This is a genomic window from Mesorhizobium sp. f-mel (genome assembly GCF_053850215.1).
The window spans coordinates 255,093-267,213 of record NZ_JBSPTO010000004.1 but is presented as its reverse complement, the minus strand read 5'-3'; the positions used below and the strand labels follow the sequence as shown (position 1 = coordinate 267,213).

Here is a 12,121-nt window from a genome sequence, read left to right as displayed (position 1 = left end):
TAGCTTTCTGACGAAGTTCCTCGCATCAACGCGCGGAATGCCAGACGGGGTGTAGGCAGTCATGAGGTCAGCGGCGGTCGACACCGCGCCGTCCCGAGCTGAAAGGCGTAACTTTCAGCGCGTTCGCGTGAAAATCTACGGACGCTTCATGCTGGAGGATCGTACCGAACATCCGTGCCAGGTGGTCGATATGTCGCCGGGCAATGTAGCGCTTCGCACCGAGCGCATCGGCATGCCGGGCGAGAAAGTCATCGCCTACATCGATCACATCGGCCGCATCGAAGGCGTCGTCACCCGCATCCTGCAGGATGGTTTCGCGATGACGGTCATCGCCTCGGAACGCAAGAAGGACAAGCTTGCCGCACAGTTGACCTGGCTCGCCAACAAGCACGAGCTTGATCTGCCGGAAGATCGTCGTCACGAACGCGTGGCGCCGCGCAATCCGACCACCGTGCTTCAGCTCAGTGATGGGCGCCAGTACCAGTGCCGCATCATCGACCTGTCGCTTTCGGGCGCCGCGGTCGAGATCGACGTCAAACCGGCAATCGGCATCCAGGTCATGCTCGGCACGATGCGCGGCCAGGTGGTGCGCCATTTCGAGGACGGCGTCGCCATCGAGTTCGCGGTCATCCAGCGGCCCGAAACACTCGATTCCGAATTCAACGCACCCGGCACCTGACAAACAACACGGTTTCCGCAATCGAACCGGCCCATTTCGGCCGGTTTTTTGTTGCCCCGATGCCGCGCCAAGGCGCCGCGCCGGCCGATACGGCTCCGCGAGAACGCCTCAACAATTTTGTACTGGAATGATTCAAATTTTATGTGTATTCTATAGGCGTTTTACTTAATGTCTACTTCGAGCCTTTGCGTCGAATAAATCCAATCGTGTCATTGTCTCCTCAAACGGGGAGACTGGACGATGAAGAAGACGAGGGGCAAGCTGTTGCTCTTGGCAATGGCGATGCAGCTTACCGCCTGGGGAACGGCGTATGCAGCGGGACCTGCCTTCATGCACACCGGCAGCCGTACCACACAGCCGGTCGGCCATTACGAGTTCTGTCAGAAGATTCCGCAGGAATGTAATCAGCGGACGCCGAAGCAGGCGCCGATCGAGCTGACCCGCAAGCTGTGGGCGAAGATCGTCAGCATCAACAATTCGGTCAACAGCAAGATCGCGCCACGCACCGATATGGAACTGTGGGGCAAAGAAGAAGTCTGGTCCTATCCCAACAGCGGCTTCGGCGACTGCGAGGACTATGCGCTGGAAAAGCGCCGCGCGTTGATGAACATCGGCGTTCCGGCCGGCGACCTGCTGATGACGGTTGCGCGCCAGCCGAACGGAGACGGCCACGCGGTGCTGACCGTGCGCACCAGCCTCGGAGAGTTCATCCTCGACAATCTGGAAACCAGGGTGCTGTCCTGGACTGCTACCGACTACACCTACCTGAAGCGCCAATCGAGCCAGAATTCGGGCGCTTGGGTAACGATCAACGACGGCCGCTCCGACGCGGTCGCCAGCGTCCGCTAAGGACGCCAATGCATGTCGCCCAAAAGTGCGCAGCGGTTTTGGGATAGCGACATGCATAAAACAGAGATTAGGCGCGTCGCATCATTTGAACGCGCCGCGCCTTAGGAGAAAACCCGGTCGAGCCCCACCCCCCGTCCCCAACGACCGGGTTTTAGGAGCCGGCCCCGTCCCCGGGCCGGCTCCACCATTTCAAGCGGCACCGGGCTTCTGGTGATGACAAATCCTACTTGCGCGTTGGGAATGGCGGGAGACGACCGGTGCGGACATTGGTCCGATTGCGACAAATTCAGCGGCGCAATAAGCTTCGGCCGTGAGCTACCAGGCGATGAAAATTCGAGTGATCTGTGATCAGACTGTTCGGGAATGTTTCCTAGACGCTTGGTCACATTGAGAGGTTTCCGGGCACCGTCAGGACACAGAAGGAATCTGAATACAACTGAGCGCAAAGAACCCCAATTGAGACACAACTGAAACACATCGACGCGCTTGGGCGACATGCATGCGAAACGTTTTGGGCGGATGGTCGAGCCGCACGCAGGCCAGGAGCGCAGGAGCGTCGCCAATGACACCCGACCAGATTCGACTTGTCCAGGATAGTTTCCACGAGGTCCTCCCGATACGCGTGGCAGCCGCGGCTCTGTTCTATGAACGCCTGTTCGCGATCGACTCGGATCTTCGCGCACTGTTTCTGGCGAGCGACATGCCCAAGCAAGGCGCAGAGCTGATGGCGAGCCTGGGCTCCGTCGTGCGCGGACTGGATCGTGCCAACACCGTCCTTCCGACCGTACGCGAGCTCGCCAAGCGTCATGTGGCCTGCGGTTTCAAGGAGCATCATTACCCGATTGTCGGGCAAGCGCTCATCGACACGATGGCGGCCGGCCTCGGCACGGCCTTCACGCCGGCGGTCCGCGAGGCTTGGGAGACAGCCTATGCGTTGCTTGCAAGTGTGATGATCGCGGCTGCCCGCGAGGATCAGCTCGCAGCGTGAGGCATCCGATGCCGGAACAATCGGCACTTAAGTTAGCGATGTTCGCGCTTTGAAACCAAACGCGCCCGTGGCCCAGACCGGCGGCCGGGATTGACAGTGGCTGTCGATTCCCGTGGTTGCATACGCAGTTTAACGGATCCGTTCCCTCGAATTCGACCATAATTCGACGGAGGCTCAAACGCTCACTCCCCTGGTCTTATCGCAACCTCCTCTAATCGACGGCGCGAATGGTCGCGTCGCGAGGATGGAGACAAAAATGACCACTATCGATCACGCAAACTATTCCGCCTCGAGAGACAGGCTCGACGCTATCGGCTTCGCCAAATCCGCGATCCGCCTGGCCTTCCGTGCATTGAAGATGCGCAGCGAGCGAGTCACGCTACATTCAATGCCCGACTATCTGCTCAACGACATGGGCATCGGCCGCTCGGAGATCGATCACGTCACGTCCATGCGGTTTACAATTGCCAACAGCGCTCAACGCGGTCGATTGATCGCGAAATGATGCTGATCCACATTGACCTGGCCTGCTGAACAGGCTCGGCCCGACGGGCGCGAGAGGTTGCCCCGAAGTCGGGCCAGGCCTTTAACACAAGAATTACTCAACCGCGCAATCCCTGGCGATCACCTCGCCGGGGTTTTGGCGCTTTGAACAAGGCCTACGTCTCGCAGATCGTTTCGTAGCGTGGAAGCATGTGGATCAAGCAATTCCATGGCAAATTCCACGAACGCAACCACCCTCGTTCAAACGCAGCGCCGTCACAAGGAAGCGGTCCGGCAAATTCGCCGCACTATTCACTTGGAGAAGACGATGCAACACACCACCAAGGCCTCAAGGCCACCGTTGAACGGCGTCGACACGCCAAACCTTCTGGCAACGATCAACTTTGTCGCCGGCCAGCCTGAATTGGCCAAGTTCCAGTTCCGCGCCCACAACGAGTGGGTCGAAGGCACCCACAGCAAGAGCGTCATGCTCGGCTTCCACGGCGCCGGCCAGGAACAGAAGCATGCCAAAGCCTATTACGCCGACAGCGACCACCCGGCCGTGCTGTGCGGCGCCGATCACGGCCCCACCCCGGTCGAATGGCTGCTGCATGCGCTCGCCAGCTGCCTGATGGCGGGCGTCGCCAACATCGCCGCGGCGCGCGGCATCAAGCTGACCAAGGTGCAGTGCTCGGTCGATGGCGACATCGATCTGCGCGGCATCCTCGGGATTTCCGACGAGGTCCGAAACGGCTTTCAGAACATCACGGTGGCGTTCGAAATCGAGGGCGATGCGCCGTCCGAGAAGCTCCAGCAACTGGTCGAGCAGGCACGGGCACGGTCCGCGGTCTTCGACGTGCTGACGAACGGTGTTTCCGTTTCGGTCGGTGTCAAAACCATCCAGTGATCCACCCGGAAAGGCGGTTCGGACGGGTGTCTGAACCGTCGCCCTCCAAAACTGATGGAAACAATATGGAACAGGCTGACGTTGTCATCGTCGGCGCTGGCCAGGCGGGCATCGCCTTGAGCCATTGCCTTGGAAAACGCGGGATCTCGCATGTCGTTCTGGAACGCGGGCGCATTGGCGAACGGTGGCGGTCCTCGACATGGCGTTCGCTCCGCCTTTTGACGCCCAATTGGCTGAACGCGCTGCCAGGCTCCCCATATTGTGGCTCCGAACCCGACGGCTACATGAGCCGCGACGCGTTTGTGGAAACCCTGGTTGGCTATGCCCATCGATCGCAAGCGCCGGTGCGCTCGTACGTCGATGTCTTGTCGTGCGAACAGGATGGGCAAGGCTTCAGGCTGCGGACGACCGCCGGCGACTGGTCAGCGAAAGTCGTCGTTGTGGCCACCGGTCATTGCGACGTGCCGAGCATGCCCTTCCCGCTGCATACAAGCGCGGACCAACCGGTCAGCATCCACGCTTCGCAGTACCGAAGTCCCGACCAGCTTGCGTCAGGCGGCGTGCTGGTTGTCGGCGCATCGTCGTCGGGCGTCCAGATTGCCGACGAGCTGCGACGCAGTGGCAGACGCGTAATCCTGTCCGTCGGCAAGCACACGCGTTTGCCGCGCATCTGGCGAGACAAGGATATCTTCTGGTGGCTCCACCATATGGGATTCATGTCCCAGCGGCTGGACGATTTGACAGATCCCGACAGCGCCAGACGACAGCCTTCACTTCAACTTGCCGGTCGGGCGGATCGCTCCAATGTCGATCTGGCGACCCTTCAGGGCATCGGAGTCGAACTCACCGGGCGGTTGAAAGGCATCTCGAACGGGACAATTGGCTTTGCCGATGATCTCAAAGATAGCATCACGGCGGCGGACGCCAAGCAGGACCGGCTCCTTCGCCAGGTCGACCAGTTCGCGGGTCACAAATCCATGGCCGGCGCCCCCGCCCCGATCGAGGTGCCGACGAATTGCCTCAAGCGCCTGTCGTTCGCGAGCGACGACATCGGCACCATCATATGGGCGACCGGCTACAGCCGCTCGTTTTCATGGCTGAAATTGCCCGTCATCACCGCCGATGGCGAACTGGCCCACAAGGGCGGGATAACGACCTTCGCCGGCCTCTATGCGCTTGGCTTTCGCTTTCTGCGCAAGCGCGATTCCAATTTCATTGGAGGCGTTGGGCCGGACGCGCAAGCGATCGCCGACCATGTCTCACACTATCTCGGTCAGAGCGGCCTCAAGGCAGCATAAGGACATTCCGATGCTTTCCAATGTCGTCCCCGCACACTCTCACTACGACGCCATCATCGTCGGCGCGCGCTGCGCCGGAGCCTCGACGGCAATGCTGCTCTCCCGGGCAGGATTGCGGGTGCTGGCAGTCGACCGCCAGTCCTATGGATCTGACACGCTGTCTACACACGCGCTGATGCGACCAGCCGTCATGCAGCTTTCGCGTTGGGGCCTGCTCCAACCGTTGATCCAAAGCGGTGCGCCGGTGATCAGGTTTGCCACTTTTCACTATGGCGAGCAGGAGGTCACGGTGCCCATTCGGCCCGAGCCAGATATTCCGGGCCTGATCGCTCCACGCCGCACGGTGCTTGATCGCATGTTGGTCGATGCCGCACGAGCCGCTGGAGCCACGATTATGCACGACACTCCGGTCCATGATCTCATGTTCGACGCACATCGCCGTGTTCGCGGCGTCACATTGAGAGATGCCGTCGGCCAAACTCGCGAGATAAGCGCCGATATCGTGGTTGGAGCAGACGGGCTCGGCTCATTTATCGCTCGCAAGGTCGAGGCACGGACGCTGGTGCAGGGGCGGTGCTCGGTGGCACATGTCTTCGGCTACGCCCCCGCGCCGGCGTTCTCGGGATACCACTGGTATTTCGGCCGGAACTTATCCGGCGCCGTGATACCGACGAATGACGGGCTTGCCTGTATCGTCGCATCCGTTCCGACTGAGCGGTTTGACGCGGAGTTCCGTTTCGATCTTTCCGCCGCACAGCTTGCCCTGGCAGCACTGGCACCCGGATTGGGATCGCGGGTCTTCGGCAATGGTGGCGAACGTCTGAAGGCCTTCCGCGGCACGCCCGGCCGATTGCGGCAGGCATACGGCCCTGGCTGGATGCTGGTCGGCGATGCCGGCTTCTTCCGCGATCCGCTGACCTCGCATGGTATTTCCGACGCCCTGCGTGATGCCGAAGGGGCCGCGACGGCAATACTTTCCTGTCGCGAGTCCGCATTGCGGGAGTTCCAGGAAGTACGCGACAGCCTCGCGCTGCCCATCCTTGAGACCACGGACGCCATCAGTGCCTTCGACTGGTCCCTCGAAGAGCTACCTGAACGCCACAAGCGCTTCAGCGAGGCGATGAAATCCGAAGTCGCTGTGCTCTTGGCCCGGGCGGCGCGCGATCGCGAGGTTCCGCCTCTCCCGCAAGGGCTAGTGACGTCGCAGCTAGAGGCAATCTGAAACACAAAACAAGGAGCAAGGCTATGCAAACGACCATACGAGCCGGATGGTCCGGAGTCCGGTTCGGACAACCGGAAGTCAGGGCCAGTGCAGAGCGAAGGCGCATCACTCGGGCTAGCGACATCATTGCGTTCAGCGACATGACCGGCGACAGAAACCCACTCCACTACGATGATGTCCTATCCGCCCGAACCGTCTTCGGCCGTCTCATAGTTCAGGGCGGTGTCACTTCCGGCCTTCTCAATGCTCTGGTGGCCGAGGACTTACCGGGACCCGGCAGCGTCTTTCTTGGCGTCGAGTGGAAGTTCCTCAAGGCCGTCGGTATCGGCGAGGAGATCGTCGCACGCGCGGAGGTGCTTAGCGTGCGGGAAGACAAGCCGATCAGCACGCTGTCAACCAGCGTCGCAAACTCGGCAGGCGAGATTTGCCTGTCCGGCACGGCAACAACCTACACTGTGCCGCTCGATTAGCCGCCATAGGCTGCCGGGCGGCTCCGCATTTCCATGCTCTCCCACACGCTGTCTCCAACGGGCAGAACGCATGTTCGAGGAACTTAGCGGAATGGTCCGCTGCAAACCAAGGAGCCAACTTTATGAACATCTCATTCGGTATCTATGCAACCCCGACATCCACTCTGTGGAAAGACATCCGCAAAGGTCCGCCGCTCGAGGCAGTCCGGGAGCACCTCGACCGGGTGGTTAACTTCAGACGCCTTTGCGAGATCGCTCGCAGGGCTGAGGTCCGTTGACGGAGTACGGGTCAAATGCGATGGCGGGCGTGGAGACATGTCCGGCATCGGTTTGGGTGTTGCGAACCGAAATGCTTCGTCGCTAATGTAAGGCCGACCATACGGTTAGGACAACCGGATTGAGCTCGGCCTTCGAAGTAAGGGTCTTTGGCGACCTCACGGTTCGCCGTGACGGCGAGCCTGTGGCCCTAACGCAATCGCGCAAGACGCGGGCGTTACTCGCCTATCTGGCCGTGCAGCAAAAGCAGCAGCGCCGCGAGTGGCTTTGTGAGATGTTCTGGGACGTCCCTGATGATCCTCGGGGCGCGCTGCGTTGGAGCCTTTCGAAGCTGCGCCAGATCTTAAACGCCGACGGCGAGACCCGGCTTGCGGCCGATCGCAACGTGGTCCAACTGAAGCCGGGATCGATCTGGCTCGACTACGATCTGATCAGGGGCCTGTCGGCCGATGCGGTTGGTTTGCTGCCTACAGAGCGTCTGGAAGCGATCGCTGCGGCTTTCGCCGGCCCGTTCTTGTCGGACCTCTATCTGCCGCGCTGCCAGGCGTTCGAGGCTTGGCGCGTCTATTGTTCGAACGAGACCGAGATTCTGCACCTGAAGGCGCTACGCGCCCTGATCGATCGCCTGGGCGACGAGCCTGAGCGGGCGCTTCCCCACCTGCACACGCTGCAGTCACTTCTTCCGGACAATGATCTGGCAGACGAGATCGCCCGCATTAACGATCAGGCTCGACTGACTGTCGCCGCTGCCCCGATCCGAAGTGGCACGACGGCTGGACCTGTTAGCCGGCCGGCCCCCGAACCTCCGCTGACGGGGCCTGTGCCCGAACCCGTCCCGTCGCCTTCGACGAAGGTTTCGTCAGGTAAGCAGCAGATACGCTACGTCAATGCCCGCGATGGCACCCGGATCGCCTATGTCATCAGCGGATCCGGGCCAGCGATCGTGCGTGCCTCGCACTGGATGTCCCATCTCGACTTCGATTGGGAAAGCCCGGTTTGGGGACATTGGATCGACGGCCTGTCCAGCGGCTTCACGCTTGTACGCTACGACGGGCGCCTGAACGGCCTTTCCGACACAGTCTGTGAGGATGTGTCTTTCGATGCATTCGTCGACGATCTCGAATGCGTCGTAGGGGCCGTGGGCCTCGACCGTTTCGTCCTCCTTGGAATATCGCAAGGCTGTGCTCTCTCCGTCGAATACGCCATTCGCCATCCCGAGAAGGTCGCGGGTCTCTTGATTTGGGGGGGATATGTTCGTGGATGGCGAGCGCGCGGAAATGCGGCGGAGATCGTCAGACGCGAAGCAATCTCGGCGTTGATGCGCCAGGGCTGGGGTCAGGACGACCCATTGTTCCGCCAAATGTTCACCAACCTGTTTATACCGGGCGCCAATCGCGTGCAGATGGATTGGTTCAATGAGCTGCAGCGCCGGACACTCACGCCGGAAAACGCGATGCGGTTGAGCTATGTCTTTGCCGACATTGACATATCGCGATCGCTTGAACGGCTGCATGTGCCAGCGCTCGTCCTGCATGCCAACGGCGACCGGGTCGCGCCTTTCTCGGAAGGTTTGGAGCTCGCCAGATCGATAACTGGTGTCCGCTTCGTCGAACTGGAAAGCGCCAATCACATCCTTCTTGCCGAGGAACCCGCGTTCCGCAACTTCATTCTCGAGGCGTCGGCATTTGCCAACAAGGCGCTTCAGGCGCAAACGGTCGTTGCGGTCGACCCGAGGACCCGGCGACAGGCAACGATCCTGTGCGCCGATTTCCAATACGCCGAACCGGTGATGGAGAACCTGCCTCCCGATGTCGCGCTGGAGCGGGTCGATCCCTTCCTTATGCAGGCCACCGCACTCGTGCGCGACAACGGAGGAACGGTTCTGACGATTTCCGAGAACGAGCTCGTCGCGTCGTTTGGCGCGCCTGAGCCGCTCGAAGGACATGCTGCACTTGCCTGCCGGACCGCACTCGCGCTGCGCGAGCTCGCGCTGCGCCATGGCGATTGGATGACCGGCGTTCGTGCTGCCCTGGACACAGGCGTCGTGATCGTCAGCCCGGCACGTGACGGGGCTTTGGAGGTGCGCGGCGGGCCGGTGTCCGTGGCCCATACGCTGAGCCAGGCGTTGGGGCGCGATCTCGTGGTGGCAACCGCCAGGACCCGGGCATCGGCTGGCGGCTTCGTCAGTATGGAAGCGCTGGCAGCGCCACTTCTGTCGGAATACCCGAAGAACCAGCGGCTCTTTGAAGTGATCGAGATCAGGCGGGGCCGCTCGCGCTGGCAGTTGCGCGCCGAAACGCAGCTGTCGCCGTTCGTCGGCCGCGAGATGCAGCTGCAGATTCTGAACAAGGCCTGGCATGACGTATTCGACGGCGAAGGTCAGACGGTTTTCGTGGTCGGCGATCCCGGTCACGGCAAGTCGCGTGTCACGCATGAATTCGTTGGGGCCATCCCTCACGATGATGCTGAGAATCTGGAGGTCGGCGCGCTCGAAACGGACCTGCGCAGCGGCTTCGTCGTAATTCGGAAGCTGCTGCAAACCCTGTTCGGCGTGGGCGACACCGAAGCGCCGCCAATCGCAATCGAAAAGATACTGGCCGCGCAAAGCGCGCAAGGCTTCGATGAGCGGCTCCTCGATCCGATCATGGCAGTCATGGAACTGTCCGTTCAGGATCCGAACTGGGCTATCATTTCTGGCCAGGAGAGATCCCGGCGCATGCAGGAAGCAGCGGTTGGGCTTCTGCTCTTCCTTGGCCGCAGGAAGCCCGTCGTTCTCCTGGTCGAGGACCTTCATTGGATAGACGCCGAGAGTGAGGGGGTCCTGGTGCGGCTGGCGCAGGCACTGCCCACTGTCCGCTGCCTGCTTATCCTGACCTGTCGACCCGAATACGATCGCGGTGCCTTCGCCGCTGCAGGACCTTCCGAAATCCGCCTGCCGGCGTTCAATACGGCCGAAGCAGCAGCATTTCTTGACTACTTGGTCGGCAGGGACCCTGAGCTGGCGCAGCTCCGCGGTGCAGTCGGGGATGCGTGCAAAGGCAATGCATTGTTCCTGGAAGAGACCGTCCGCGCTCTCGCCGAGACCGGCAAGCTGGAAGGGCAGCCGGGCCGCTACCGGCCTTCTGGCGAGGTCGACGAGATCGTCGTTTCGGCGAGTATCCAGACGATCGTCGACGCTCGCTTCGAACGTCTCGACAAGGATTCGAAGCGGGTAGCCGAGGTCGCCTCGATCTTCGGCGGAGAGATTCCGGTGCCCTTGCTACGAAGGATGGCGACGCTGTCGAGCCTGCGCTTCGATGCCGCCCTCCAGAATTTGAAGAAGGCCGATCTCCTAGTGGAGCTTCAGGTTTTTCCCGAGGCTTTCGTCCGCTTCAAGCACGTCCTCATCCGAACTGCTGTGTCAGGACGTATCGTATCGTCGGCGCTCATTGAGCTCCACAGGACTGCGCTTGCCGAATTGAAGGCCCATTACGCGGACCGGCTTGAGGAGCACAGCGAACGCCTGGCCAGACACGCGCAACAGGCTCACCTCTGGGTCGAAGCCGTCGGCTATCTTCTGATCTCGGCTCGCAAGGCGATCAAGCGGTCGGCGCACGTCAGTGCACTTGAGCAGCTGGACCTTGGGGTCAGGCTGCTGAGGAGCAACGATGTCGCCGACGCCGATGAGCAAGAGATCGAGTTCCAGCTCGCGAGGGGCGTGGCCCTCATGGCGGCTCGTGGCTGGGGTGCGACCGAAGTGCTCGCCGCGTTCGAGCGCGCCGAGGAACTTTGCGGTAAGATCGGCGACCAGGCGCGTCTGTTCACGGCGCTGCGCGGGAGAGCCCAATACTACATGCTTAGCGGTAAGCCGGCAGCGGCGCAGGAACTGGCCTGCCGATGGGCTGGCATGGCTAAGGACGACAGCGATCCCGGTCTCGCGATCGAGACCGAGCACATGTTCTGGACAAACAATTTCTTCCTTGGGGAGACCGCGGCGGCCCAGAACCATGCGGAACGCGCCATCGGCCTCTACGACCCCGACCGCGATCATTATCTGACGTACAAGTACTCCGGTCATGACCCGGGCGTCTGCTGCCGCTGCTTCTCAGGATTGTCAGCCTGGCTGGCCGGCGAGCCGGATAAGGCAAGGCTACGGTGCGAAGACGCAACCGGGCTCGCCGGACGTTTCGAGCATCCGCTGAGCATGGCGCTTGCGTATTGGGGGACCAGCTACCTCCATATGTTCGCGGGGGAGCCTGAGGCCGCGCTTCGGGCGGCGGAAAGCGAGTTGCAGATAGCAGAGAAGTTCCAGTTGCCGCTCCTTGTCGGCCAAGCCGCGTTCCAGGTTGGATGGGGGCAATTCCGGCTTGGGGAACGGGGGGCCGGCCTGCGCGGCATGGAGGAAGCTATATCTGCCATTCGCCGGACCGGCGCTGAAATGGGGCTGCCCTATCTGATAGGCCTTTACGCCGAAGCGCTGGGCGACAGCGGCAGGCTGGACAGCGCTCGCAAGTCGGTTGAAGCTGCCCTCGAGCTCGGCCGCTACAACGGAACCTATTTCCAGCTCGCCGAAGTACTTAGGATCGAAGCCTGTATCCGCGAAAAGAGCGGTGGCGGACCTGACGAGATCGAGAAGATGCTCCACAAGGCTGCGAACGTCGCTACCTTGCAGCGTTCCGCGATTGGCCAACTGCGTATCGCTGTGGAACTCGCTCGCTGTCTTCGAAGCCTTGGAGATGTCGAGAAAGCGCGTGAATTTATCGCGCCTCACGGCGAGCTTGTCGGTAAGCTCGACGACAGCCAGGATGCGCGGGCGGCGCGTGAGTTCTTCTAGCCAACGTGGCTACGTGACGCGTGCCCAGAAACCGCGCCGCCGCCACTGCGGCTGAATAAGCATCCGGCTACGCTAGGTTTTCGAAATCCAGTATGCGTCGGTGAAGCCGACATGCCTCGCTTCACGGTGATACCGC

General features: G+C 61.4%; 9 protein-coding genes. All 9 read left to right on the top strand.

Annotated elements, in window-relative coordinates; all coding sequences use genetic code 11:
• Positions 1 to 61 precede the first annotated feature (61 nt).
• The 9 genes from ACWUKX_RS08935 to ACWUKX_RS08895 all read left to right on the top strand — a co-directional run bounded on the left by ACWUKX_RS08935 (position 62) and on the right by ACWUKX_RS08895 (position 11,985).
• Positions 62 to 679 (top strand): PilZ domain-containing protein, encoded by a 618-nt coding sequence (locus tag ACWUKX_RS08935; protein WP_029353792.1) that lies wholly within the window; start codon positions 62 to 64, stop codon positions 677 to 679.
• A gap of 240 nt (positions 680 to 919) precedes the next feature.
• Complete coding sequence (locus tag ACWUKX_RS08930) at positions 920 to 1,528, top strand: transglutaminase-like cysteine peptidase (RefSeq protein ID WP_456005855.1); 609 nt, start codon at positions 920 to 922, stop codon at positions 1,526 to 1,528.
• A gap of 562 nt (positions 1,529 to 2,090) precedes the next feature.
• The gene (locus ACWUKX_RS08925; protein ID WP_456005853.1) at positions 2,091 to 2,516 is read left to right on the top strand and encodes a globin family protein; all 426 of its coding nucleotides are present in this window, start codon (positions 2,091 to 2,093) and stop codon (positions 2,514 to 2,516) included.
• Between the two features lie 256 nt (positions 2,517 to 2,772).
• Positions 2,773 to 3,021 (top strand): hypothetical protein, encoded by a 249-nt coding sequence (locus ACWUKX_RS08920; RefSeq protein ID WP_456005850.1) that lies wholly within the window; start codon positions 2,773 to 2,775, stop codon positions 3,019 to 3,021.
• A gap of 306 nt (positions 3,022 to 3,327) precedes the next feature.
• Positions 3,328 to 3,906: an OsmC family protein gene (locus ACWUKX_RS08915; protein WP_258117479.1), complete on the top strand. Its 579-nt coding sequence runs from the start codon at positions 3,328 to 3,330 to the stop codon at positions 3,904 to 3,906.
• A 65-nt stretch (positions 3,907 to 3,971) separates the two neighbouring features.
• Positions 3,972 to 5,204 (top strand): flavin-containing monooxygenase, encoded by a 1,233-nt coding sequence (locus tag ACWUKX_RS08910; protein ID WP_456005847.1) that lies wholly within the window; start codon positions 3,972 to 3,974, stop codon positions 5,202 to 5,204.
• A gap of 10 nt (positions 5,205 to 5,214) precedes the next feature.
• Complete coding sequence (locus ACWUKX_RS08905) at positions 5,215 to 6,426, top strand: NAD(P)/FAD-dependent oxidoreductase (RefSeq protein ID WP_456005844.1); 1,212 nt, start codon at positions 5,215 to 5,217, stop codon at positions 6,424 to 6,426.
• A gap of 23 nt (positions 6,427 to 6,449) precedes the next feature.
• A complete protein-coding gene (locus ACWUKX_RS08900; RefSeq protein ID WP_456005841.1) occupies positions 6,450 to 6,896 on the top strand; it encodes a MaoC family dehydratase in 447 nt (148 codons plus the stop codon).
• Between the two features lie 397 nt (positions 6,897 to 7,293).
• Entirely contained in the window at positions 7,294 to 11,985 is a 4,692-nt protein-coding gene (locus ACWUKX_RS08895; protein WP_456005838.1) for an alpha/beta fold hydrolase, read from the top strand.
• Positions 11,986 to 12,121: the final 136 nt, after the last annotated feature.